Here is a 25783-nt window from a genome sequence, read left to right on the forward strand (position 1 = left end):
ATTACAAGTAAAGTCGTGAAGAAAAGTTCTAATTGTAAAATCAGAACTAACTGTTACTTTTAAGGTAAGCGTTAGGTGTTGTACCTTCTATTTTTTTAAAAAAGGTATTGAAAACTGTTTTAGAGTTAAAACCACTATCGTAGGCTACTGCCATTATAGTTAATCCATTATTCTCTTCTAAAAGGATTCGTTCTTTAAATTCATTAACTCTAAAGGTATTGATATACTCAGAGAAGTTTTTTTCAAATCCCAGGTTTAACAATTGCGAGACATAATTGGCCGGAAGTTCCAGGTAAGAAGAGAGATCCTTTAAGGAGAGATCAGGGTTTAAATACAGTTTGTAGTCTATCATTATTTGCTCCAGTTCCTTGCTGTACTTTTTGATCTCGTTGGGATCTAGTAAAGCCTGTTTATACTTTCTTTTCCGTTGGTAGTTTACATTGTCGGGAATGGCTTTTAGCATGATGTCTTTAAACCTTTTGTGATTTTTTACAGGTTTAAGGATGGGTGATGGATTTAATAATAGAATTAATGGCAAACGATTATTGTATGCTTGGGTTATTAGATCAATTACCTTCTCATTATTACCCAATAAGGCATTAACTAATATTAAAAATGTAAATGCCTTATCTGCAACTGCAGTTGTTAAATAGGTTTCTAATTCCTTTAATCCATCATTGCACTTTTCCGTTTCATTGAGCTTAGCATAACACATGGTTTCACCGCCTAATTTGGTGAGGTCTTTCACAGAAACTCCTTCAAGTGAACCGAAATATGCCAAAGCTTCATTTGGTTTGCCAGACATTAATAAACAAATCCCTATATAAATTGGAGGGAAAGGTAACATTGGGTCTAGCTCTAGTGCCTTTTTCAGATAAGGTATCGCAGTATTATATTCTTCTTTCAAGTAGTGCAAAAAACCCTTATAATGATGATTTATAGAGGCATAAGGATCTAGCTGTAACGCCTTGTCAAGAAAATTACTTGCCGCATCTAATTTCCCCTCTACTGTCAAAAAATTAGAAATGGTTAGGTAAATATCGTCTGCTTGTTGAATCTCCAAAGCCTTATTGGCATGTTCGTAAGCTTTCTTAAGATTCCAGTTTTGCCAGCATTCTATCCAAGCCAAATTCAATTGTGACCTTGATGAGTTTGGGTTAAGTTCCAGTGCCTTTAACAAATAAGGCCGGGCCTTCTTGTATGCTTCAAACGCAGGCAAAAGCCCCATGGTTCCCATATTAACATATGCCAGGTTAATATCTAGATAAGGATTTGAAAAATTGGGTGATTTGTTTATGACTTCTTTTAAGATATCGATACCCTTTAAAGCGTTTTTATAATCCAACTTCATGATGTAGTACCTCCCTTTCAGGTATTCCCTGTAAATGTCTGTGGGCACATCTATCGGCGTTATCAACTTTTGCTCGATTTCCAGGTGACCGATATGTTCACGTAATTTTTCAGCGATGAAGAGACTTATTTCTTCCTGAATCTCAAAAATGTCCTCCGGATCCCTGTCAAAGGTTTCCGACCAGAAATGAAAATCCTCTACGGTATCGATCATCTGAACCGTTATGCGCATTTTGCTTTTTGATACCCTCACGCTACCTTCAATGAACGTGGCTACATTAAGCTTATCCCTGATCTCACCAGCGGTAACTTTTTTGTCTTTAAAATAAAAGGACGACGTACGCGAGGTCACCAATAATCCTTTGATTTTTGCCAACGCATTGATAATTTCTTCTGTTAAACCATCACAAAAATATTCGTTGTCAATATTGCTGCTCATATTATGAAATGGCAGAACGGCAATGGATTTTTTGTTTACGCTGTTTAAAGACATTATCAAATCGTTTACATTGATCAAAACATGTAATACTTACACTACAATGTTCGGAATAATTAAGCGGTTAAAAGCCTTGTGCAATTTCTATAAACAATTCCGGTTGTTCCGTGTTTTTTAATAAATTTTGTTGATCTCCTTTCTCAGGGATTGGAAATGGATATGTGTACCCCTTATTTTCCTGATGCCGATGTAGCCGGGGGAACACTTTCCGGAAATTGCCAAAATTCCCTTAGCATATTTTTGGTTTTAGGCTTCTTTGATCTTTTTTATCGCTCAGCAGCTAATACGTTAAAGTCGTCTGTCTTCCGGGGTTTCTCAATAAAGGAGGAAATAATGCGCTATTTATGGGTTAGTTTACGATGAAGTATTACAGTGAAAGTGCTTAATTCTTAATTACAGCTGCTATGATGATCACAGTCTTTGTGTTTACGGGCATGCCGTGTTTCAGGTTTCGATTTCTAAATCTGAACCTTTAAACCTCTTTTTAACGGCAACTTTGTTGTAAATAATTTCGTTATGAAAAAAGCAGTGTACAGGTCATACGGCCCACCTGAGGTCATTCAAATTGTAGATGTTTTAAAACCAGAACCTGATATGAATGAAGTTCTGGTGCGAATTGAGGCTTCCTCGGTGACCAGGGCAGATACGATGATGCGACAAGGTGCTCCAAAATATGGCAGGTTATTCCTTGGACTCTTTAAGCCCAAAAACACTGCATTGGGAACAGGGTTTTCCGGAGTGATCGAAGCCGCAGGGGCGGGGGTTAGTGCATTTAAAATTGGTGATGAGGTTTTTGGGGAGAAATTGTTTAGCAATGGATGTAACGCAGAATTTCTTTGTATTGCAGAGGATCTGGTTATCGGCATTAAACCAAATAATATCACTCATATGGAGGCGGCTCCCATTTGCGACGGTTTTTTGACCTCTTACAACTTTTTAAAGGACATCGCTAATGTTAGACAAGGGCAGCATCTTTTGATAAATGGGGCTTCCGGAAGTCTGGGTTCAGCAGCAGTACAATTGGCAAAATTGATGGGCGCAAAGGTTACCGGGATCTGCAGTACAAAAAACGTAAATTTTGTAAAGTCTATAGGAGCTGATAACGTACTAGATTACACCAAAGTGTCTATGAATACCATTGAGGATAAGTATGATATTATCTACGATTCTGTTGGAACACTATCCTATAAAGTTGTCAAAAGGTTAATTAGCTCTAACGGACTTTTCATGACTCCTGTACTAAGTGCGCATATTCTATGGCATATACTTTGGCATCCTAAAAAAGTGAAGTTCGCAGCTACCGGTATAAAAAAGACTGATGAATTAAAGCGATTATTCCTGGAATTGACTGACTTTTTTAATCGTGGTAAGCTTCATACTAATATTGACAAAACCTACACCCTGTCTGAGATCGCAGAAGCACATCATTATTTGGAAACCGGCCGTAAGGTCGGTAATATAGCCATCATCAATCAGTAGATCATCAACAATCAAAAAACGATCAAATATGTTCTTTAAATCAAGTGAAGGAAGAGAAAAGATACTCAGGCTTTATCACCAAAAGATCAGTGATATCTCAGGTCAGTATGCTGAGCATATGCTGGAAACCAAATTTGGTAAAACCAACGTGATAGTTGCAGGCAACGTTTACCTGCCTGCCCTTATGTTAATAGATGGTACAGGAGGTTGCGCACCACAAATTTTAGATTTTTTCCCTAATCTAGCTTCAGAATATTGTGTTTATGCAGTAGATATGCTGGCACAACTCAATAAAAGTGAGGAGAATAGATTGGATATGAAGTCTTTAGATTATGGAAAATGGCGTATTTGCAGATGAGGTGATCAAAAAATTTAAGTTCCTGACGGTAAGACTTCAGATCTGACCTCCAGTATTGATAGAGGGTAAAATAGTTTTCCCACGAAACGTATGGGATACTACCATTGGCGGGATAGATATTAAGGTGGTCCATTTTTTTACAGGTTTGGTGAATACTTAAAGCTATGAAACTGACTTTGCTTTTAAAACGATGGTAGTCAGTCTTTTATTTTGAAATCAAAGAAATGCCTATAGTGTATTGAAGGATTCAAGGGGTTACGAATTCCTTTAAAAGCTCCATCTTATCCGGAGAAAGATTCGAAGGCCCAAGGTATGGAGATCTTGTAATTCAAAGAGGGATTGGGCCACCAAGTTAACTTTCTTGTCATATAATGTTATCGGGGATAGTTTTATAAAATTCAAAGTTCCCCCGAATTCTCCACCTTTTTAGTATGAATTTTGGGTTCAATTCAATCCAATTAAAATGCAAAAACCCTTAAACATTGGTGTTTTACGGGGTTTTGTAGAAGTTTGAGCTTCGCTCAAGAACCCGTACGGGATTACTCGCTTCGCTCATGATCCCTAAGGGGGAGTCCTTGCAAAGAAAACCGTACCCTGCTTCGCAGGCTCTCGGTTTTTTTATGCCCAACCTTTCGCTGAAGCAAGCTACACTTAGAAAATAACTGGGGTTTTTCGCTTCGCTCAAGAACCCTGAAGGGGAGTCCTTGCAAAGAAAACCTGGATCTTGCTACGCAAGATTCCCCGTTTTGTTATACCCACTTCGCTTACATAAGCAAGCTTATGACGTTTGTGGGCATAAAAAAACCGGATCGTTTACAATCCGGTTTTCCTTGCGGAGAAAGAGGAACCCTCCTAAAAACGTAATTTCTGTACTGTTAATAAGGTCTTCCAGAAGTTTGTGAATTGAACTCCCCCGAATTTTCCACTTTTAACAAATATTAACATTTGATCTATAGACTAGGGGTCTAATTTCATACAATTACAGGAAGTTTTAATGAAATTAAGCAAAATTTAGTATAAAAAATTAAACCTATTAGTCATAACTTAGGCGTTAGTCAATATCCTCATCCCAAACTCATTACATAATCTTTTCTTCTACATGTATTCGACAATATCATAATCATCATTGTTCACATGATTCCCGGAGCAACTTTCCTCAGAGAATATGTGAAGAAAATTTCAACAAGGCCAGCCTTGTTGCGAAGAATCGAATAAATGATAATATTTTACTATCAGACAGTATTAAACAGATTAAACTGACACTAGAGATTCGTTAGAAGATTGGAATTTTTACCTAGATTAATATCTTGAGTTAATTCATTTGTAATTAATGCTATAATAGTGTTTAGCTGTTTTATTTTATTCTTAAAAAGTTTAGGTGTGAGTCGTCTGGGTAATATGTTAGTAGTCAAAAGAATAGGGGAGAACTTAAAATAAAAGAAATTTATATGTTGATTTTTCTACAATATTGTAGCATATTTACTCATGTAATTGGATTTTAATTTTGACATCCTCCTTTTGGTGAACAATGAATAAAACTAAGACCCTTAATTTGAAATATTCTCTTATTCTTACAGGTTTAATTTTAACAATTATAAATTGTGCATGCAATATTTCAACGGAAAAAGTAGAATTTGAAATGGTCGAATTGCCGGCTCCAATCTCTAATGAGGTTAGCATTTCCATCCTACAATCAGAAACTTTTTTCAAGGAGATCATCTCCAACGGAAAGCTGGAGGCTGCCCAAAGATCTTCCCTCCGCCTTGAAGTTGGCGGAGTACTGGAAAAGCTTAATGTCACTAATGGATCAAGGGTAAAGAAGGGAGAAGTGATGGCGGTGCTGGCCGATTATACCTACCGAACCGAGTTCACCCAGGCCAGTCTTGCCCTTAAAAAGGCCAAATTGGAATTTGACGATATGCTGGTTACAAGGGGGTATGATCCGGCCCATACCGGAGATATCCCAAAACACCTCTACGAAATGGCTGCTTTGCGCTCGGGTTACCAGGAAGCCCTAGCCCGAACGGAATTAGCTAAGTACAACCTGGACCATACCGTGATCAGGGCACCTTTCTCTGGTATTGTGGCCAATATTGACCACAAGCTCCACGAGCAACTCGATGCCGGAACCGTCTTGCTCGACCTGATTGATGACCGGGAATTCATGGTAACCTTTTCCTTGTTGGAAACCGAAGTATACCGGGTGAAGCCCGGAAATGGGATTTTGATCGATCTGATGATTGGGGAAGCAGCTCTTCCTGGCAAAATAGTAGCAGTGAACCCTGAAGTGGATGACAATGGTATGGTTACCGTTAGCGCCAGGCTGGAAAATCAAGGGGGACTTATTAATGGCATGAACGTAAAAGTTCGTATCCGCCAGGGTATTGAAGGTCAGTTCGTGGTGCCTAAAGAAGCGGTACTGCTCAGGCAGAACCAGGAGGTACTCTTTAAATTCCAGTCCGGAAAGGCATATTGGACCTATGTGAATACTACCAATGCCAACAGCACTTCCTATTCGGTAATTCCAAACCCGGACAAGTCAAGTGCCACCCTGGAGGTGGGCGATACCATTATTGTATCCGGAAACCTGAACCTGGCTCATGATAGCAAGGTGGTGATCAACAATACGATAACCCCTTAAGTTCCCGGCTACGCTATGGTTAAATTTCTGATCAAAAGGCCGGTGGCTGTTATTATGACCACCCTAGCCCTGCTTATTTTGGGAGGGGTTACCCTGAATTTAATTCCGGTATCCCTGATGCCCGATGTTGAAATACCCCGTATTACCATTCAGGTCGAATCTGCCAATCTTTCGGCTCGTGAAATGGAAGACGGGGTGATCAAGCCCTTGAGAAATGCCTTACTTCGGCTGCACCAACTGGAGGATATAAAAAGTGAAACTACCAATGGCAGCGGGCAGATCCATCTGGAGTTTGCCTATGACACCGCCATCGATTATTCTTTTATCGAAGTCAATGAAAAGGTAGACCGGGCCATGAATGCCTTGCCCAGGGATCTGGAACGCCCAAGGGTGATCAAGGCCAATGCCTCCGATATCCCGGTTTTTTACATGCATTTAACGCAGAAGGAAGAGAACTCAGTTCCCGGGAGCACTTCCGGTTCTAAAGACCTTATCGCATTTAATCGTTTTGCAGACCAGGTCATTCGCAAGCGTGTAGAACAGCTGCCGGAGGTAGCTATGGTCGATATAAGCGGCATAGTGGGATCCGAGATCATGGTAATACCAGATATGCAGAAGCTCATGGCTTTAAAGATGGATGTTTCGGTGATTGAAAACGCTATCAGGAGGCAGCAGGTAGCCATTGGCAACCTGATCGTACGAGACAACCAGTACCAGTACAGTTTGCGACTGGGCAATTCGCTTAGCGGTGTGGAAGACCTTAGAGCTGTCTATATTCATTATAATAACCGGGTATTCCAGCTAAAGGACCTGGCAGAAGTACACGAACAGCTTCGGGAACGCCGCGGCCAGGTACTGGCCAATGGGAAGGAAGCCATAGCCCTGGCCGTGATCAAACAAAGCGATGCCCGAATGAGCGATCTGAAAACCTCTCTCCACACGTTGGTTACCCAAATGGAATCGGATTATCCACTTGTGGAATTCGGCATTAGCCGCGATCAGACCCAACTGCTGGACCTGGCCGTTTCAAATCTCGGGCAAAGCCTGTTATGGGGTATGCTTCTTGCCTTTGTCATGCTTTTCCTGTTTCTTAAGAATCGGATGGCCCCTGTACTGATTGGGATCAGTATTCCAGTTTCGGTCATCATATGTATGCTTGCCTTCTACCTGTTGGATATGAGCCTGAATGTGATCTCACTTTCCGGGCTGGTACTTGGGGTGGGACTTATGATCGATAATGCCATTATCGTTATAGATAACATTACTCAGTACCGCGAGCGGGGGCACGCACTTTCAAAATCTTGTGTCCTGGGAACCCGGGAGGTAATACGACCGCTGCTGAGTTCGGCCCTGACCACCTGTTCGGTATTCCTGCCCCTGATCTTCTTAAACGGGCTTACCGGGGCTTTGTTTTACGACCAGGCCATGGCTGTTACCATCGGTCTTATGACTTCCTTTTTCGTGTCTATAACCCTGATCCCGGTACTGTACCGGGTATTGCATACAGGAAGGAAGAAGGAAGGAAGAGTACAGTCTTCAAACCCCAGCATACCGGTTTATTTTAGGTGGTATAAAAAGGGATTCAAAACTATTTTACGCAACCCGAAGACTGCCTTTACAGGGTTTGCGTTGCTATGTCTTGTTACGATGCTCCTTTTCCAATTGCTTCCTAAAAGCCAAATGCCAGAACTTACGGAAACTGAGGCCATGATCACCATAGACTGGAATGAGCCCATACCCCTGGAGGAGAACAGGTCAAGAGTAGAAGGATTGCTTCAACCCGTTGTCGGAGAACTCCTTTTCCATTCCACAGAACTGGGAATTCAGCAATTTCTGCTTCACCATGAACAGGAAAGTCATCCAGCCATGCTGCGGCTTTATGTTAAAGCCTCCACTCCGGAAGACCTGCAAAGGGTAAAGCGTCATTTAAGCAGCGTTCTTGCAGAGATGTATAGGACTGCCACCATTACCATGACGCCGGTAGATAACCTTTTTAATATGATCTTCGGCAGTATAAAGCCACCAATCACGGCTTCTATCTTTTTTAGGGGGCAGGAAGAAAATCAAAGGGAGTCACGGCTTACAACTCTTTATGACAGCCTGGCCAGTCAACTGGGTACTTCGGTTATTCCTCCGGTGCGATGGGAAGATAAACTGGTGGTACAGGCAAATACAGAACACCTATATACATATGGACTAGACAGTGATCGGTTATATAATACTCTGAAAAGTGCCTTTAATGAAAACAGCATATTGAAGCTTTCCCTGGGTCAGGAGCAAGTTCCGGTGGTGGTGGGGTCCGGTCGCACTAATGTTCGAGAGGTGATCCGGAGCACAAATATCAGGGCTGGTGACAGTGCATATTACCCGGTAAGTGTGATGGTAGATCTTGACAGGGAGAAAACCCTGCGCACTATTACAGCCGGAAGGGAAGGTGAATATTACCCCATGGATGTTTTTGTTGATGATGATGAGGCTACCGAAACAGAAATGAATATCAGAAATGCGATACAGCAGTTCCCGGGACAAGAGGTGGCTTTTGACGGACAAATTTACGAGAACCGGAAATTGGTGAAGGAGCTTTTTATGGTGCTGATACTTACCCTGTTCCTTTTGTATTTTATACTGGCCTCCCAGTTTGAATCCCTTGCCCTGCCGTTTATTATCCTCCTGGAAGTACCCCTTGCCATGGCCGGATCTTTTGGATTACTCTACCTGTCGGGGATGAGCCTAAACCTGATGTCCATGACCGGAATCGTGGTTATGACCGGGATTATTATCAACGATTCCATTTTAAAGATCGATACCATTATACAGTTAAGAAGGCAGGGAGTGTCTCTGTTAAAGGCATTACTGGTGGCCGGACATCGCAGGCTAAAGCCCATATTAATGACGAGTCTGACCACCATCCTGGCCCTGGTTCCCATGCTCCTTTCAGAGGGTATCGGGGCAGAATTGCAGGCGCCCCTTGCCCTTGCGCTTATTGGCGGGATACTTGTGGGGACTCTGGTAAGCCTCTATTTCGTACCTCTGTGTTATTATTTACTGGTAAAAAAGAACAACCATGTTTAAGTTGAATCACTATTGGAAGCAGTACCTGGCCTGCCTTATGATCACTGGTGCAATCACTGTTTTGCAGGCTCAGGAAAAAAAGCCCCTGACCCTGGAAGCTCTTATGGAAGTCTCCCGGGAACAGTCCCTCGAGGCCTTTAGATCCAAAAGACGGTATGCCTACGATTACTGGAGGTACCAGTCTCTTAAAAGCCGGCTGTTACCCCAGCTTAGGATCGATCTCGACCCCCTTACCTATAACCGATCGGTGATCAAGCGGTATGACCCGGAAAACAACATAGATGTGTTTCGTCAGCAGCAGAACCTGAGCACCTTTGCCTCCCTCTCGCTTACCCAGAACATTATGGCCACCGGAGCAACGGTCTATGTAAATTCTGCCCTGGAGCGGTTTGTGAATTACAACCTGGATACCGAATTGGTGAACTACAGCACCTCCCCGGTGAATATCGGTCTCATACAGCCTATCATGGCTTACAACGATCTGAAATGGGAAAATAGAACAGCCCTGCTTGAATTTGAAAAGGCCAAAAAGGAGTTCATTGCCGGACAGCAGCAGATCAACCTCCAGGTGCTGGACCTGTATTTTGACTGGGCCATGAGTCAGACCCAAATGGACATCGCCAAAAAGAACCTCGAAACTGCAGAGCGACTTTACAGTATTTCCCTGAAACGATATGACCTTGGAGCGATAGAAAAGGATGAACTGCTCAACCTGGAACTCGAATCCTTTCAGGCAAAAACAGGTCTTACCCGGGCTATTCAGGACTTGCAGGAGGCCCGTTCGGCTATACAGTTATACCTGAATTTTGAGGATATTGAAAATTATGAACCTTCGCTCCCCGAGTTTGTGAGCACCCTGAAGATCGGGATGGACCGTGCAGAAGGCTGGCTGCGCACTGCAAACCCCGATATGCTCGGAGCGGAAATACAACGCATCAACGCGGAAGGGGAGCTGGATAAGGCCATAAAGGAGAACCGCTTTGACCTGTCTCTGATGGCCAATTTCGGACTCAATCAGCAGGCCCCTACCCTGGATGAGGCCTATCGGGATCTTCAGGACCGGCAGATGGTGGGGGTAAGTTTAAGTATGCCTCTTTTGGACTGGGGTGAACGCCGGGGCCGCATTAAAATGGCTCGTATGAATAAGGAAGTTCAGGATATCGAGATCGCCCAGCAGGAGAATGAGGTACTGCGCGCCCTTCAGTTGGCGGTGAATGCCTTTAATGTGCAATACGAACAGGTGGCAGCGGCATTGAAGGCCAGGGAGATATCCCGCCAATCTTACGAGATCACCGAAAAGCGATTCCTTTCAGGTCAGGTAGACCTGCTTCGCCTTACCACGTCAAGAACCACCTGGCAAACAGCCTGGGTGGCCTATGTAAACAGTCTGAAGGAGTACTGGAATAATTATTATAAAGTGCAACAGCTCACCCTGTACGACTTCCGGAAGGATCAGCCTCTGGAAACTGATTTCGATGCTCTATTAATGAACTAATTCCTAAAGTAAAATTAAAGCAAACCCTTCATATACAAGTAAAATTTCAACCAGGCGATCATTCTCTTCCTTTAGTGTGATCATGGTGTTTTTGTGCATAGCCGTTATCGGGATTATTCTATTGCCCCGCCTCAGCCTGCAACTTACACCGAATCGCAATACACCAAAGCTGTCGGTGAGTTTTAGCTGGCCGGATGCTTCGGCCAGGGTACTCGAACAAGAAGTGACCTCCCGGCTCGAAGGATTATTTAACGGGGTTTCCGGGATGGAAAAAGTGAGTTCGTTGACCAAAAAAGGGCAAGGGAGTATTGAGCTGGAATTTAAAAAGCAGTCCGATCCCGAGGTAATTCGATTTGAAGTGGCCAGCCTTATCCGTCAAACCTATCCGCGACTCCCTGATGGGGTGAGTTACCCCGAGCTTTCGGTCAGCCACGGTTCCCAGGCTAAAGAACCTATACTCACCTATAGCCTTAATGCGCCTGAAAGCCCTTATTACATACAAAAATATGCTGAAGAAGAACTCAGCCCGGAACTTGCAGCTGTTGAAGGGGTAAGTAAGATCGCTATTTATGGAGGGAGCCGTTATGAATGGGTGATCACCTACCGCCCGGAGATCCTGGAATCCCTGCACCTTCAGGTAGGCGATCTGAACGAGGCCTTGAATGCTTATTTCGAAGGCCGATCCCTCGGGATCGTGAAAGTCCCGGGGGCTTATGAGCAAGAACTCTCCCTTGAATTTCGTGTGAGGAGCCACGAAATAACCGACTGGAGCCGGGTTCCGGTGGGGCATACAGGTGATCGGGTGATCCGGTTAACCGATGTGGCCACAGTACGCTTTATGGAAGAAGAGGTAAGCTCCTATCACCGGATCAATGGCCTGAATTCCCTGAATTTCGTGATCTATCCGGAAACGGGGCAAAATACCATTACCGTGGCCCGGAAGGTCATGAAGCGTATGGAAAACTTAAAACCAGTCCTGGCTTCCGGCTACCAGGTACAATTGGTAGAGAACCATACCGGTTTTTTGCAACGCGAGCTGCAAACCATTAAGCTGCGAAGCCTGTTATCTCTCCTGATCCTTCTGTTATTATGTGTCGCCGTATACCGCAACCTACGTTATTTGATCATTCTGTTTATCACTATCGGGGTAAACCTCCTGCTGGCAGTGATCTGTTACTACCTTCTTGGGGTTGAATTGCAGCTGTATTCCTTTGCAGGGATCACCATTTCCCTGGGGGTGATCATTGATAATACCATTATCATGATGGATCACCTGCGAAATAAAGGAAATAAAAACGTATTTCTGGCCTTGTTGGCTGCCACCTTAACGACCATAGGGGCGGTAACCGTGGTCTTTTTCCTGGAGGAAGAGCAGCGAGCCAACCTCTATGATTTTGCAATGGTTATTGCCATCAACCTGGGCACCTCCCTGTTGGTGACCTTGCTGCTAGTACCGGCACTGATGGAAAAGATCCCATTGAAAAATAAAATTCCCAACCGGGTTACTTCCCGAGCCAGAAATGTAGTCAGGTTTACCCGGAGCTATTCCCTGCTGATCTCGTGGTTAAGTCGACCCTTATGGAAGGTCCTGGTTATCATATTATTCATTCTTGGATTTGGAATCCCTCTGCATTTGGCGCCAGACCGGCTGGAAGATGATCACTTAGGGGCACGGGTGTATAATGCAGTGATGCATCATGAATGGGTCCATAAAAAGCTTCGTCCCACCCTGGAGCCCTGGATAGGGGGAAGTCTTCGACTTTTCACCCAATATGTGATGGCCAATTCTTACTATCGGGACCCGGGCCGTACCCAGCTCTTTATTCGGGGGAGTATGGCCGAGGGAGGATCTATAGTACAGTTGAACGGGGTCATGGCCCAAATGGAACAATACCTGTCCGGGTTTGAGGAGATCGCCATCTTTGAAACCAGGATCGATTCTCCCAAGAGCGGAGAGATTAGAATAAGTTTTAAAGAGGCTTTCGAAAATGGGGGCTTCCCAGACCTTTTGAAGAACAGGGTTCAAAGTAAGGCAGTAGATCTTGGCGGGCTCGACTGGTCGGTTTACGGGGTGGGGAAAGCATTTTCCAATGCCATGGGCTCTGCCGGATATGGCAACGGGATTACCCTGGAAGGTTATAACCTGGACGCCTTGCTGGGATATGCCAAAGCGCTCCAGGGTCGCATTGAACAGCAGGGTGGATCACGCATTAAATCAGGGTATATCACCAGGGGGCGCTATGGGCGTGAACCACGGCCGGAGCTGTTGCTGGAATTTAAGCCGCAGGCCATGGCTATGGCAGGGGTAAGTGCGCAGGATCTCTATTCGGGCATTTCCAACAGGGTGTATAGATCCCGTGCTCAGGAAGTGATTCGCGAGGGTGAAACCCAGGCCGTGACGCTAAGAGCTGAAGGAGCTACGGAGTTCGATTTCTGGGATCTGAAGAACAGCCCCGTTCGCCTGGGAGAAGCAACCTATAAACTCGGTGACATTGCCACTTTAGAACGGCGGCTTAGTGGGTTCGACATAGCCCGGGAAAACCAGTTGTACCAGGTGTCGGTACGTTATTCTTTTATAGGTTCAAATAAACTGGCGCAAAAATTCAGAAAACAAATTATGGACGAATTTCGTCCCAACCTGGCGGTAGGATACCGCATGCTGGAAAAAGAACACTTTTATTGGGATATCAGGGAAAAAAGCCAGTACCGTTACTTAGGCCTGATACTACTGATCATCTTTTTTATCTGCGCGATACTCCTGGAATCGCTTAAACAGCCACTGGTTATTCTGAGTATGATCCCGATCTCCTTTATTGGGGTGTTTTTGACCTTTTACCTTTTCGAACTCAATTTTGACCAGGGAGGATATGCTTCCTTTATCCTGCTTGCCGGACTAAGCGTAAATGCCGCACTGTATATAGTAAATGATCTGAATAACCTGAGGAAGACCCATCCGATGATTTCTGATAGCTGGCGGTATATGAAAGCATTTAACAGCAAGATCATTCCGATCCTGCTTACGGTAATAACAACCATTGCCGGGCTCATTCCCTTCCTGGTGAATGGCAGAGAGGAAGTTTTTTGGTTCGCCTTTGCTTTGGGTAGCATAAGTGGTTTATTATTATCAACACTGATTTTGTTCTTTTTATTACCAATATTAATAATTAACAAAAATTAAAATGAATTTCGATAATCGAATTATTAGGAGAAAGAAACACCTATTGTATTTGATAGAAAACAGAACAAAGGGTGATTCAAAATTACTTAGCGAAATGGTAGGTATTTCTCGTAGGATATTTTTTGAATATTTAAGTGAGTATGATAGTCAAGGGGTTAAGATTGTATATAATAAGGCTTTAAATCAATACGAAATTTTAAATCCTTCTTAGTTTATGTATAATATTTTGTTCAGACTCTTGACAATGAAACATTCTCTTCATTATTTATCATTACCGATTTTGGTATTAAAATATTATAGGCTATAGTAAAAATTCTATTACAATGCATTTTTTTCGCACATATCTTTATTATTTTGCAGCTTATCAAAATAGGATATTATTTGCTTGTTAATTCTTCCGCTTTAACAAGCGATAAAATTCATGCAAAATTATTTAGCCTATGAGTTAACTTATTCTTTATTATTTAGGATCATTTACTTCGATTTGGCTTTGAAACAGTAGGTCAAACTTGGTTGTGGGAACCAAGTCCAAAAACGTGTTAACCCTTTCGAATTAATTATTAATTAAAAACTAAAAAAAATGAAAAATCTTTTAAAACTTTCTCAATTTGCATTTGGAGCCTTACTAATTTTATGTATTACACTTTCAACAAATTCATCAATAGGGGGCTCAACAAATTTGTTCGACGATTCCACCGCTTTAGAAATTGCATTTGCAAATGAATCAATTTCACCTGAGGGTGGTATTGTATGTAAGTGCAATATATATGGGAAATGTAAGGTTAATGGAAGTCAAGATGTTTGTGCAAGGTTCGAAAATAATGGATTTTGTAGTGAATATGATTCCAACTGTGGATACGGAGGTTGAATTAGTTGTTATTACAATATAATTGAAGACGTTAATCCTATTTTTAGCAATAATTATAACATAATTAAATAAATAATGATTAAGACTAATAAACTTTCAATATTGACCATTTTCTTAAACCTTTCGGTTATTTTTCTATTGTTCTGTTCTAATCTGAATGTTGCTTTGGCAAATGATGTGATTTCTCATGAAGGAGAAATTATTTGTAAATGTAATTTTTGGGGGAACTGCAAGGTTACCGGAGGAGGTCCAGTGTGCGCTACCTTCGAGGGTAGTGGAGACTGTAGACTTTATGATAGAAATTGTTAACCAGAAGTTCTATGAATTTAATGATAAATTTCAATAAAATATTGGAAGTACCAACCTATATTTTGTTTCTTCTGACTTTTTTTTTGACCAGCTATTCAGAAATAGCATTTGCTAACGAATCAATCACGTCCGAGACTGATAAAATCATCTGTAAATGTAATTTTTGGGGAAATTGTAAAGTTACTGGTGGTGGGGCAGTTTGTGCCTCTTTTGAGACCGAAGGAGATTGTCGAACTTATGATTCTAATTGTTAAATATGGGCTCACTTTTGTGAGCCCTTTTAAATATTAATATGAAAAAGTATTTTTATTATTTCTCGGTGTTTTTAATCTCACTTAATTCCTGTAAAAATAATGATTTACAAATTAAGGAGAATTATTTTCAGGATAATTACAAAACTAAATATGATAATTTAAATATTCGGATTGACACTATTGTTTTAGATAAAGTTGAATCATCTTATTTAGGTGACATTGCCTATTGGGATAATAGAGTTTATTTCATCGATTTTAGATTCGGATGGGTATTCGGGTTTGATTTAGAAGGAAATTATTTAGAAACAAAATTAGGCCAAGGAAGAGGCCCTAATGAAATTGATATAGCGGGAATAGATGGCTTCTATTTTTCAGAGAATGGAAACAAGTATTTTTTCGGTTCAACTAATGATATTCATATTTATGATAAAAACTGGGAAAAAATTCAAAAGACTAGTATGAATTGGGGAGGAAGTGTACAAATTGGAAAAGGCTATACGGTTAAGGAGGTTAATCCAAAAGATCCAAGTCTTTACTCTTTGGATTATGAACACTTAAAGATAAAGGGTGATGAAGGTAATTTGTATTTACCCATTTATTCGGAACATCCCGAATTCAATGGTTTAGTAAGCAAAAATTATTATAAAGAAGGAAGAATTCTTGCTCAATTGAATTTGGAGGATTATTCTATAGAAAGAATTTTTGGACGAAGAACTGATTTGTTAATGGATTATAAATATTTAATGCATCATTCGGCATTTAGTTTTGATCTTAATGAGCATGGGAAATTAATAGTAGCCAATGAAATTGATCCTACTATATATATTTATGACAAAGATTTTAATTTATTAGAATCTTTTGGTGTGTCAGGAAAGGAGATGGATGTTAATTATCAGGAATTAAAAGGTTTAGATATCAAGAGGTTTCAATATCTATATTTTGAAGATAGGCCAAAAAGAGGGTTCTATACTGGTGTAAAATCAGATATTACTAAGAATATAATATTTCGAACTTACAATAAGAATAATGGATCTTATGATGGATTGCAGATATATGAAAATGGGCAACTTCTAGATGATATTCAAGTGCCAAAAGGGTTAAAAATAGAGTACACTTCCTTCCCATATTATTATTCAGGACCTATTATCGATGAATTAAATGAAACCATTACGATTTACAAATTAACGTTTAAATGAAAAAGGCTTTATTATTAGGAACAATTATCATTCTGTTTAGCTGTCAGGAATCTGATTTTGCTAAAGATAGAGAGGGATTCAGTTCCAGCATGAAAAAAAATGAGAAAAGTAATTCTCCTTCGAAAATGGATAACGGCAGAAGATTAAAGGAATTAACGAAGATTGAATTTGAAGAAAAATTAATTGATTTTGGAGATGTAATATCCGGTGACACAACTTTAACTGCAACGTATGTGATTAAAAATATTGGTAAAAATCCTTTGTTAATAGAATATGTAAACCCAGATTGTACATGCTCAAATTTCGAATTTACAATGGATACAATTAAAGAAAATGAACGTGGCTTAATTAAGCTTGATTTTAATATTAAAAATAAGATTGGCTTAAATAAATTTTATGCTACCCTAAGAGCAAACACGAATTCAAAATTTTACAAGTTGACTTACATGGTTAACATCAAAAATAACCAGAATTTCAATTAAATATCATTTATTATATTGATTTAAATATAAAAGGTCTCTTAAAATTATTAGGTCATTTTGAGAGACCTCTTCTTACCACCACTTTAAAAATGCTAAATACACTCTTTCTTGTAATTGTTTTATTCCTTGTAGCATTGTTGATTTATTATTTAGCTAAGAGATTAGGAAAAATAAGGTTATCACGAGACAAGCTTGTAATTCATTTGATAATTGGTGTTTTATTAATTTGGACCTTACGATTTGTCACTAAAGCTCTTTTTTATCAAGTATATTTTGTTCCTAGTGATTCAATGGCAAGTACTATTAATAAGGGAGATAAAATTTTAGTAGATAAAAGGTTTTATCTTAAAAATTCATTGATGAGGTTAGAATTGAATTCTAATGGTGTTCTAGAAATTTTATATAGAGAGTTATATGAAATCGATTGTCTGCTGGATTCGCTAATTGAATTTGGGCCAGCACTGGAAAGGGAAAAAATTATTTTATTTAGAGATCTAAGTGGTGCCAATTTTGTTAAAAGGTGTATTGCGGTGAGCGGTGATTCCTTACAAATAGAAAAGAAAGGTTTTATAATTAATAATAATTACCGAGGTTCATCACCTTTAGCGAAAAGGAGGTATAAAGTAACCCCAACTATGTTAGGAGTGAATGTTTTCAATGAGTTGAAAAGATGTGGAATTGAATGTCATTATGGTAATTCAAAAAAAAGATTCTTTAATGGATGCTTTGTTGATTTAACCACTACTCAATTTGAAAATTTGACGAATAAAAGCGATGTAATGAGAAGAATGAAGTTTGATGTTGAAGAGACAGAGTCTTTTCATTTTGAAAATGTTTTAAAAACTGTTCTTGACTCCGAAGGCAAATTATATATTCCTTCAAAGGGTGATCAGGTAATTTTAAATGACATGACTTTTAAGTTATATGGGGATATTATTTTAAAATATGAAGGGTGTAATGTCAAGAGGATTAATGGGGGGTATTTTAATGGAAAAGAAGAGTTAGATAAATTTACTTTTAATAATAACTATATTTTCGTTCTTGGGGACAATTTTAATAATTCTTTAGATTCTAGAGAATTTGGGTTAATACCTGAACATCAAATTGTTGGTGAAGTAGAATTAATTTTTTAATTATATTATTTCTCATATTTAATCATATGATCAACCCACGAGAAAGGTCGGATCGTATGGATAACGGTTCTGAGTTTATCACCAAGATCACCGCAGAATGGGCGGAGCTTCATGAGATTGATCAAACAGGTGATAATATTATACTAACAAACAGTTCTAATTAAGGGCAGCCGACATATTATTATGATGAATATGAAATACATAAAACAAAATATTATTTACAAAAGGTAACAGATTAATAAAAGAAAAACGGCAGCCAACTTGAGGCTATACATTAGCGCGGGATCCAACAAGAATTAGACTTTTTTTTTTATCTTAATCTCCCGAACAAAAAAAGGAAAAAAAATTACCACGTCCAGGTTGCTGGGCACCACTAAGGCCAACGGCATCAACCGTGCCTGTGTTCGAGCTCGTGCGTTTCTTTTAATTTTAAAAGATAATAATATGAAAAAACTTATTACTACTATTTTAATCGTACTTCCTTTGTTTATAATCGGTCAAGAGCAAAAGAAAAATTTTTGTGATTGTGAAGAACTAACAATGAAAGGAAAAACTGGAAAAGCTGCATATCTGAAAAAAAAACCCTTCTCAGGAATTTGCTTAAAAAAGAATGAAAAAGACATAGTACTTGAGCAAAGAAGTTATTTTAATGCCCAGTTAACTGGCGAAACCAAAATATTTAATCCAACTGGTCAATTAATTGAGCTAATCACCTTCAGCCATAACTTAAAAAACGGTCAATATAAATTATACAACGAAAAGGGCTTGTTAATTATAGAAGGTAAATTTCAAAATAATCTTAAGCAAGGGGAATGGAAATTCTACTCTGATAGCACCGGAGAACTGGAAAAATCAGTGCTCTATGAACGTGGAAATGAAAAAAACAGCAGGTAAGAATTGTTTAAGCCAGTATAACAACTATAAATAAAAAGATCCTTACCCACCTCAAGCCTCGGCAGATTAATTACATACTTCCCCAATTTCTGAAGTGCTGGATATCTTGGTTCGATTTGTGCCACTTCGAAAGATCAAGTAAATACCTTATCGCTTAAAAACAAGCGATGTGGCCAATACCCTTGATTCTATGCACTTAAAACAGATCATCATTTCTCTTCATCTCGACGGGTTAACGTAAAATTGCTGAAACCCTTAGCGTACCTCGCAATGCTGTAAATGCCTATATGCGATTGTTCAAAAGTCAGTGACTATGCTCCTAAAGAGCCAACCAATAAATTCATAAATAAAAATTGGGAAGTAATACAGAATCACCTGAGTTTACTATTTACCATTGGTAGTTCCAGTTTAAGTTCATGGATCGCTTTCACTACCAAATCCCAGGTGTTGATAAAATTAAGATAAGGATATGGTTTCTTCCACTTGGAATAGGCTTCAACGGTTTCAATCATTAGGTTATTTTCTTCCTCAATGATCAGTGACCCACCACATACTAATGTTTTTACCAACTTGTACTGCATGATATCACAAATTCCATACGAAGGTCCTTTGGTTAAGTGATACATGGATTTCATTTTTTCAATAAAGTGCTTCGTAACAACAAAATCCGGATCACTTTTTTTGCCATACAACTTTTTCCTTTCAATCTGAATATTTTTAATCTCACTTAAGACCTCTTCAAGGACAGCCTTCTGATTGGCTTGAGCGTCTTTTATACCTGCTTTTTCGCGTTTGATTTCCTTTTCCGCTTCATTGATAAAATCATTGGTATTGCCAACTTTCAGATAGCTGTATGGTTTGATCCAATTTAAGTATTCTTTAATGGAAGTAATGCTTCGTCCTTCCTCTTCAATGAACAAGGGGATGCCCTTGGTTAAAGATTTGACCATTTCATAAGAAAGGTACTTCAAACCGCATATTGTAGAGGGGGTATTTCGGATAAAAAGTTCCTCCATATTTTTTAGGTATTCAATAGACACCATTTTGCGGCTATTATTCTTTTTAGTTGCTAATCTTCTTGGAAAAGCCTCCCAATGAGGAAATAGTTCTTTCTTAGCCCTGGTGATGCATTCAGTAGTAATGCCTGCATTAAGAAAATCATGAGGCCTTTTCCATTCCATATATTCTTCTAAAGTCTTAATTTCCAAATTCTCACCTTCAATATACAAGGATTCACCTTTTACCAGTGCCTTAACCATTTCATATGACCGCGCAGGACAATATCCAGAAGTGGATGCAGAATTATAGTAATAGGCATCTTCCATTTTTTTTAAAAATTCCTTAGTGACAACCATCATACATATAAATTAAGGATTAGACTCTAAGATATAGAAAAAATTCTATTCTAGAAATAAAGTTAATTCGTTTATACAAAATGGGAATGGGAGTTATAAAAATTCACATGAAAATTCCATTTTAATTGAATGGTCATGTATTATTGGTTTTATGTATATTAGACGTAAAATAATTATACAATGCAAAATATAAAGGTAGCAGTCGACGCTGTGGTATTTGGGTATAAAGACGAGCAGCTGTTTTTGTTGTGTATAAAACAAAAATTTGGGCCCTTAAAAGGACACTGGGTATTACCTGGAGGATTGGTCAAAGATAAGGAAAGATTACAAGAGGCTGTCATAAGAGAACTACTTGAAGAAACCAATGTCGAGGTAGAATATTTAGAACAGCTCTACACATTCGGAGATACCCTCGATCGGGATCCAAGAGGAAGGGTGATCACGGTGACATACTTAGGATTGGTCAATCCAGAAGGGCTGAAGATAAAAGCAGCTACAGATGCAATGGATGCAAAATGGTTTTCGGTAGAGAAACTTCCCTCTCTTGGATTCGATCATAATGAAATAGTAGCTAAAGGATTAGAGCGACTACGATCAAAAGTTCATTATGAACCAATTGGCTTTGATTTACTCAACCCAATATTCTACATGGCGGAATTGGAAGGGTTATATAGGACGCTAACAAGAAGAGATTTTGATCGCAGAAATTTTCGGAGAAAAATTCTACGTTTGGGACTTTTAGAGGATTTGGGAATTTTTTCTTCACCAGGAAAAGGTCGCCCTGCTAATAAATATCGATTCATAGAACAACGATTTAAAGAACTTCAAGAAGAAGGTTTCCAATTCGAGATCAAATTTTCTTAATAGGGTATACGTATTTATAGAGTTTAGGTTGAGCAGATTAGTTTTTCTTAAGCAATTTATTCTTACGCAAATAATCCAATAGTGGTTGTTCAAACGCTTTTCACATTAGGCATTATTTTGTGTATTCATGACATAAAATCATATATAGTTGGTAATTTTAAGTGTTCAACAAGCATTTTGGCACACCTTTTGAATAGAATATAATCTCAATTCTTACAAAATATTTTTCTATAAGTGCTTGGTTTTTAAATACCTGTTATTATGGATTTAGTAGAATTACTTCAGGATTTTCGATTGGAACTCACCGATCTGAAATACGACCACCCCAACCTGTTTAAACGTGCCCAACTTGGTTTGGATTTGAGTACCAAAACCTTACATAGGATGCATGATGAGATTTTAAAGCATCCCTTTAGGAAGGAATCCCAGGAAGTCCATTTTTTTAAGACCATCAAACCCGAACCCTATTCCTATTGGATCTATTATAAGCAGGTTTTGTATGCTGAAGAGTTTTCCCAGGTATGCCTAAGCAGTGTCTTTCGAGAATTCATTCAGGATAAGATCAGTGAATTACACGGATTTTACAGAGAGCACAAGCAATTCTGGAATTACATTCAAAGTAATCGAGGTGATCTGGATGCCGTGTACTTTTTAAGGAAAAACAGCCTGGAGGTTGATATCAATTCCATGGAGCATTACAGATACCATTGTTTTAGTACCTCTTATGATCATATCCATGCAAAACTATTAGCCCTACCAAAACTCTATAAATACTTTGAAAAGGTATTATACGACCTGGATCATCCTAAAGAGCCAACATTAGATGAGGGTGCTAATATTGGACTTCCACAATTGCAATGGACCGGTTCTAAAGTAGCGCTGATTGAATTGATCTATGCCTTACACCATTCTAAGATCCTGAATCATGGGAAGCATGAAATTCAGGAGGTAGCACGGGTTTTTCAACGGCTTTTCGGGGTTGAACTCAGCGATATGTATAAAGTCTATGGAGAGATCCGGGGTAGGAAAAAAACGCGTACCAAATTTCTTGATGAGTTGCGATATCAATTGAACATGGGTATGGAACGTGCAGATGAAAGTTAAAGGGTGATACATTTAATTCAAATAGTTTTCTCAATAAAAATCTCGAAAATTCGAAAGGTCATGAAAAGCATTGTGGGGGATTGAACAATTTTGAAGTGAACCTAAATAAAAGGAAGCAATTCACTTTAAATTATTCGTACAATGACCTTAGATGTAATTACCAAAGCCGATCTGGAAAAGTTCAAAGAGGAGCTTTTTGAAAAGATCGAACTCTTAATTCGCAATCACTTTCATCACAACAACAAGCGTTGGATGAAATCTGCAGAAGTGATGCAACTCATGAAAATCAGTCCCGGTACACTCCAGTCACTCAGGATAAAGGGTGAGATTCCATATACCAAGCTCGGCGGATCAATTTATTACGATGCCTTGAAGATCACAGAAATTTTGGAAGGTAAAGAAGTTGAAGACTAAGTCACATGAACTACATAAGGCATCTGAACAATTTCGGCGCCTTGGTTTATGGGAAAAATGACTATAAACCTGCTCATATTAGTCTTTACCTAAGTCTTTTTTTCTCCTGGAATACCCATCGTTTTGCAAAACGAATTCCTGTATATCGCGATGAAATGATGAAACAATCAAGGATAAAATCCAGGTCAACCTATCAAAACACACTTAGAGAATTACAACAGTTTAAACTGATCGAATATTACCCATCAAATTCACCAAATGTACCCAGTGAAGTTCACTTATTACCCCTTGATCAGGTTGTCCAATCAGTTGGCCCAAAAGTGGGCCAACTCAGCGAGCCATTATATAAACATAGTAAACCTTTAAACAAAAAATTTAATAAAAAAGGTTTTTTGGATGCTTTAAAAACAAAAAACAACAAGGATTACAACGAGCCACTTTGATTATGGAAACACTCAAAAAAAACACACCCATTGGCACACTTTCGGTAGGCGGAATTGTCTTTGAGATCGCCAAGATGAAAAAGGGCATGCTGTTGTATGATTTTCAGGTGATCCTCAAATTCCTGCAAGCCAAAGGTAGGGAGCGATTCGGGAAAAATTTCCAAATCCTTCCTGATGATCATCGGATCCTTTACTCCCTGGTGAATTATTTCATTCAGGATGAGGCTTCCTGCAAGGAATTAGATCTGGATATTAAAAAGGGAATCTTACTCACCGGTCCGGAGGGTTGCGGAAAGACGGCTTTGATGTCCCTAATGCGGGATCTGGTCCCTCACAGAAAGTCGTATGAGATCATTCCGGCCCGCAACCTTGTTTTTACTTTCTCGCACCTGGCCCATAAGGTTATTGAAGACTATGGCAACGGAGGTTACTACTGTTTTGATGACCTGGGGGTGGAGCCTATGGGAAGGTATTACGGTCGTGATTGTAACGTGATGGGGGAGGTGTTATTATCGCGATACGAACTTTTTAAAAAGTACCACAAGCCAACCCATATCACCACCAACTTAAATGCCCATGAGCTGGAAGAGCGGTATGGCTCCCGTGTCCGATCTCGTATGCGTGAAATGTTCAACCTACTCAGCTTTTCTTCCCAAGCCATTGATAAACGAAAATAACTGCATCATGAGAATAGTATCATTTAACATCCAGAACCTCTATCATCGGGATAACACCCTGAAAAATTCCCATAAGAAAACTTCGACAGCTGAGCTCATGGCTGAACTTGATGAATTGATTGCCAAAAAGTCGCGAAAGGATATCGATTTTGAACGTATGCAGGAGATATCTCTACTGCTCAATTTGGAAGAGGTCTCCAGGAACCAGGAGGTATTGATGCGTAACCGCTCCGGGCAGTTATATTTTCGTAACCATTCGGCTCATTTTTTACCTAAGGCCGGGTACGATAACGACTGGAACGGTTGGGTGAGGGTGAGGACCACACCTATCCATCAAAAATGCATTCTGCATAAAGCCAACGTGATCCAAGAGCTGCAGGGAGATCTATTGTTATTGCAGGAAGTGGAATCACAGGGAAGTTTCAGGGATTTTTTGGAAAAGGAACTACCACTTTTAAAGTACCAGGATGGGTATTCTCTGGAAAGCAATGAGGACCGGGGGAAGGGTATGGGTGTTGCTGTTCGGCCTGGATATACAATCACCTCTATCACGACCTATAGAGCGTGTAAGGACCACCGGGGAAAGGCACTTTTTGGAAAGGATGTTCAAAAGATTCGGGTGGTAACAGACCAAGGATTTTCTTTTATCGTGCTACATGTTTTTTTCGATGAGGATAGGGATGATAAGGAAGTCTCCGATATGCGAAGGTTTCAGCAGGCTCTGTTTGTAGCTAAATTGTATGAAAAACTTTTATCGGAGGAAAAGACCCAGGTAATGGTTGCCGGTTGCCTTGCTGCACCCGGGTTTTGTCATTCCCTAGAGCCTTTGCTTCGCAAAACTTCACTCACCTCCATCGCAAAGCATCCTAAGTTTGTGAAGTCGATCGATCTGGATGCGGAACCATCCTACAAGCGAATGCTCTCTCGTAAACAAGGCATCGCCTTGCAGCAGAAGGATTTTATCCTGCTCTCTCCAGAACTCTTTGGGAAGATCACCTCCTGTGGCCTCACCAAAAAAGGCATGTATCCCGGGAAATCAGGTCATTGGAATTGTTACCCCACCTTGAAATCTACTGCAGAATCAGCCAGTGAACATCCGGCATTATGGGTGGATCTGGATTTATAACCAATAGGATTATCAATAGAACTCAAATTTCATTGATAATCATTCAAAGAATGCGCATTTAAATGTTAAAAAATATTCCTGGACAGCACAGCCCTGTCTTTACACCATTAGTTTCACCCTTATAAAGCAACAATCATGAAAAGAGTTTTGCTCATTATCCTACTAGGATTTATTTACCAGCCCACACTTTGGGCACAGATCGGAGGAATAGAAAATTCCGTAAATGATATCGCCAATACGGTCAGGGCTATTTTCCCCATCCTATTGGGAGTGATCTTCCTTATTGGATTTTTATTCAATGCCGGCCACTTTTTCGGAGAGAATTCCGATCTCAAAAAAGGAATTACCCGGGTTTTGGTTTTTGTGTTGATCGCCGGTGCGGTCGTTGGAATATTCACCTATTTAATCAGCATTACAGTATAATGAAACGCTATCAACCCTATAGCTACATCAGGAAATCCGTTTCCATTTTAGGATTAGAATTGACCCATTTTTCACTTTTTATGTCCGGAGTTATTTTCTCGTTGTTAGTCCTGATATTCTCCTTCCGTTTTTCCCTTTTGATCATGCTATTTGTGTTCAATAGTCTAACGTT

General features: G+C 39.8%; 20 protein-coding genes. 18 read left to right on the top strand and 2 right to left on the bottom strand.

Annotated elements, in window-relative coordinates:
* Positions 1-46: 46 nt before the first annotated feature.
* Positions 47-1843: a helix-turn-helix domain-containing protein gene (locus tag IS446_RS10820; RefSeq protein WP_203060597.1), complete on the bottom strand. Its 1797-nt coding sequence runs from the start codon at positions 1841-1843 to the stop codon at positions 47-49.
* A gap of 519 nt (positions 1844-2362) precedes the next feature.
* Between IS446_RS10820 and IS446_RS10825 the strand changes: the two genes are divergently transcribed.
* The 11 genes from IS446_RS10825 (at position 2363) to IS446_RS10875 (ending at position 19205) form a co-directional block, all read left to right on the top strand.
* The gene (locus IS446_RS10825; RefSeq protein ID WP_203060599.1) at positions 2363-3325 is read left to right on the top strand and encodes an NAD(P)-dependent alcohol dehydrogenase; all 963 of its coding nucleotides are present in this window, start codon (positions 2363-2365) and stop codon (positions 3323-3325) included.
* 28 nt (positions 3326-3353) lie between these two features.
* Positions 3354-3683 carry a hypothetical protein gene (locus IS446_RS10830; protein ID WP_203060601.1) on the top strand — a complete coding sequence of 110 codons (330 nt, stop codon included), beginning with the start codon at positions 3354-3356 and terminating at the stop codon, positions 3681-3683.
* A 1639-nt stretch (positions 3684-5322) separates the two neighbouring features.
* Positions 5323-6324: an efflux RND transporter periplasmic adaptor subunit gene (locus IS446_RS10835; protein WP_203060603.1), complete on the top strand. Its 1002-nt coding sequence runs from the start codon at positions 5323-5325 to the stop codon at positions 6322-6324.
* 15 nt (positions 6325-6339) lie between these two features.
* The gene (locus IS446_RS10840; RefSeq protein ID WP_203060604.1) at positions 6340-9396 is read left to right on the top strand and encodes an efflux RND transporter permease subunit; all 3057 of its coding nucleotides are present in this window, start codon (positions 6340-6342) and stop codon (positions 9394-9396) included.
* Positions 9389-10891, top strand: a complete 1503-nt coding sequence (locus IS446_RS10845) for a TolC family protein (RefSeq protein ID WP_203060606.1) — start codon at positions 9389-9391, stop codon at positions 10889-10891. Before IS446_RS10840 ends, IS446_RS10845 begins: the two co-directional genes overlap by 8 nt.
* An 82-nt stretch (positions 10892-10973) precedes the next feature.
* A complete protein-coding gene (locus tag IS446_RS10850; RefSeq protein ID WP_262896245.1) occupies positions 10974-14069 on the top strand; it encodes an efflux RND transporter permease subunit in 3096 nt (1031 codons plus the stop codon).
* A gap of 580 nt (positions 14070-14649) precedes the next feature.
* Entirely contained in the window at positions 14650-14937 is a 288-nt protein-coding gene (locus IS446_RS10855) for a hypothetical protein (protein ID WP_203060610.1), read from the top strand.
* A gap of 601 nt (positions 14938-15538) precedes the next feature.
* Entirely contained in the window at positions 15539-16696 is a 1158-nt protein-coding gene (locus IS446_RS10860; protein WP_203060612.1) for a hypothetical protein, read from the top strand.
* Positions 16693-17178: a DUF1573 domain-containing protein gene (locus IS446_RS10865; protein WP_203060614.1), complete on the top strand. Its 486-nt coding sequence runs from the start codon at positions 16693-16695 to the stop codon at positions 17176-17178. Before IS446_RS10860 ends, IS446_RS10865 begins: the two co-directional genes overlap by 4 nt.
* A gap of 89 nt (positions 17179-17267) precedes the next feature.
* Positions 17268-18311: a signal peptidase I gene (gene lepB, locus IS446_RS10870; RefSeq protein ID WP_203060766.1), complete on the top strand. Its 1044-nt coding sequence runs from the start codon at positions 17268-17270 to the stop codon at positions 18309-18311.
* Between the two features lie 444 nt (positions 18312-18755).
* Positions 18756-19205: a toxin-antitoxin system YwqK family antitoxin gene (locus IS446_RS10875; RefSeq protein WP_203060616.1), complete on the top strand. Its 450-nt coding sequence runs from the start codon at positions 18756-18758 to the stop codon at positions 19203-19205.
* A gap of 371 nt (positions 19206-19576) precedes the next feature.
* On the opposite strand, the gene IS446_RS10880 is transcribed toward IS446_RS10875, so the two are convergent.
* A complete protein-coding gene (locus IS446_RS10880) occupies positions 19577-20563 on the bottom strand; it encodes a hypothetical protein (RefSeq protein ID WP_203060618.1) in 987 nt (328 codons plus the stop codon).
* A gap of 177 nt (positions 20564-20740) precedes the next feature.
* Between IS446_RS10880 and IS446_RS10885 the strand changes: the two genes are divergently transcribed.
* The 7 genes from IS446_RS10885 to IS446_RS10915 all read left to right on the top strand — a co-directional run bounded on the left by IS446_RS10885 (position 20741) and on the right by IS446_RS10915 (position 25611).
* Entirely contained in the window at positions 20741-21424 is a 684-nt protein-coding gene (locus IS446_RS10885; protein WP_203060620.1) for an NUDIX hydrolase, read from the top strand.
* Positions 21425-21685: 261 nt separating this feature from the next.
* Positions 21686-22528: an RteC domain-containing protein gene (locus IS446_RS10890; RefSeq protein ID WP_203060622.1), complete on the top strand. Its 843-nt coding sequence runs from the start codon at positions 21686-21688 to the stop codon at positions 22526-22528.
* Positions 22529-22669: 141 nt separating this feature from the next.
* Positions 22670-22942 carry a helix-turn-helix domain-containing protein gene (locus IS446_RS10895; protein ID WP_203060623.1) on the top strand — a complete coding sequence of 91 codons (273 nt, stop codon included), beginning with the start codon at positions 22670-22672 and terminating at the stop codon, positions 22940-22942.
* A gap of 5 nt (positions 22943-22947) precedes the next feature.
* Complete coding sequence (locus tag IS446_RS10900; protein ID WP_203060624.1) at positions 22948-23385, top strand: hypothetical protein; 438 nt, start codon at positions 22948-22950, stop codon at positions 23383-23385.
* 2 nt (positions 23386-23387) lie between these two features.
* On the top strand, positions 23388-24062 hold the full coding sequence (locus tag IS446_RS10905) for a P-loop NTPase family protein (protein WP_203060626.1): 675 nt from the start codon (positions 23388-23390) through the stop codon (positions 24060-24062).
* Positions 24063-24069: 7 nt separating this feature from the next.
* Positions 24070-25188, top strand: coding sequence for an exonuclease/endonuclease/phosphatase family protein (locus IS446_RS10910; RefSeq protein WP_203060628.1), 1119 nt, complete (start codon positions 24070-24072; stop codon positions 25186-25188).
* Between the two features lie 135 nt (positions 25189-25323).
* Positions 25324-25611, top strand: a complete 288-nt coding sequence (locus IS446_RS10915) for a hypothetical protein (protein ID WP_203060629.1) — start codon at positions 25324-25326, stop codon at positions 25609-25611.
* Positions 25612-25783: the final 172 nt, after the last annotated feature.

The organism is Robertkochia sediminum (assembly GCF_016786255.1).
Classification (GTDB): domain Bacteria; phylum Bacteroidota; class Bacteroidia; order Flavobacteriales; family Flavobacteriaceae; genus Robertkochia; species Robertkochia sediminum.

Bases quoted from the DNA above. Each gene is read 5' to 3' on its own strand.
- IS446_RS10825 (WP_203060599.1), top strand. From the start codon at position 2,363: ATGAAAAAAGCAGTGTACAGGTCATACGGCCCACCTGAGGTCATTCAA.
- IS446_RS10895 (WP_203060623.1), top strand. From the start codon at position 22,670: ATGACCTTAGATGTAATTACCAAAGCCGATCTGGAAAAGTTCAAAGAG.
- IS446_RS10915 (WP_203060629.1), top strand. From the start codon at position 25,324: ATGAAAAGAGTTTTGCTCATTATCCTACTAGGATTTATTTACCAGCCC.
- IS446_RS10840 (WP_203060604.1), top strand. From the start codon at position 6,340: ATGGTTAAATTTCTGATCAAAAGGCCGGTGGCTGTTATTATGACCACC.
- lepB (WP_203060766.1), top strand. From the start codon at position 17,268: ATGCTAAATACACTCTTTCTTGTAATTGTTTTATTCCTTGTAGCATTG.
- IS446_RS10875 (WP_203060616.1), top strand. From the start codon at position 18,756: ATGAAAAAACTTATTACTACTATTTTAATCGTACTTCCTTTGTTTATA.
- IS446_RS10905 (WP_203060626.1), top strand. From the start codon at position 23,388: ATGGAAACACTCAAAAAAAACACACCCATTGGCACACTTTCGGTAGGC.
- IS446_RS10865 (WP_203060614.1), top strand. From the start codon at position 16,693: ATGAAAAAGGCTTTATTATTAGGAACAATTATCATTCTGTTTAGCTGT.
- IS446_RS10885 (WP_203060620.1), top strand. From the start codon at position 20,741: ATGCAAAATATAAAGGTAGCAGTCGACGCTGTGGTATTTGGGTATAAA.
- IS446_RS10910 (WP_203060628.1), top strand. From the start codon at position 24,070: ATGAGAATAGTATCATTTAACATCCAGAACCTCTATCATCGGGATAAC.
- IS446_RS10820 (WP_203060597.1), bottom strand. From the start codon at position 1,843: ATGTCTTTAAACAGCGTAAACAAAAAATCCATTGCCGTTCTGCCATTT.
- IS446_RS10830 (WP_203060601.1), top strand. From the start codon at position 3,354: ATGTTCTTTAAATCAAGTGAAGGAAGAGAAAAGATACTCAGGCTTTAT.
- IS446_RS10880 (WP_203060618.1), bottom strand. From the start codon at position 20,563: ATGATGGTTGTCACTAAGGAATTTTTAAAAAAAATGGAAGATGCCTAT.
- IS446_RS10900 (WP_203060624.1), top strand. From the start codon at position 22,948: ATGAACTACATAAGGCATCTGAACAATTTCGGCGCCTTGGTTTATGGG.
- IS446_RS10860 (WP_203060612.1), top strand. From the start codon at position 15,539: ATGAAAAAGTATTTTTATTATTTCTCGGTGTTTTTAATCTCACTTAAT.
- IS446_RS10835 (WP_203060603.1), top strand. From the start codon at position 5,323: ATGGTCGAATTGCCGGCTCCAATCTCTAATGAGGTTAGCATTTCCATC.
- IS446_RS10845 (WP_203060606.1), top strand. From the start codon at position 9,389: ATGTTTAAGTTGAATCACTATTGGAAGCAGTACCTGGCCTGCCTTATG.
- IS446_RS10850 (WP_262896245.1), top strand. From the start codon at position 10,974: ATGGTGTTTTTGTGCATAGCCGTTATCGGGATTATTCTATTGCCCCGC.
- IS446_RS10855 (WP_203060610.1), top strand. From the start codon at position 14,650: ATGAAAAATCTTTTAAAACTTTCTCAATTTGCATTTGGAGCCTTACTA.
- IS446_RS10890 (WP_203060622.1), top strand. From the start codon at position 21,686: ATGGATTTAGTAGAATTACTTCAGGATTTTCGATTGGAACTCACCGAT.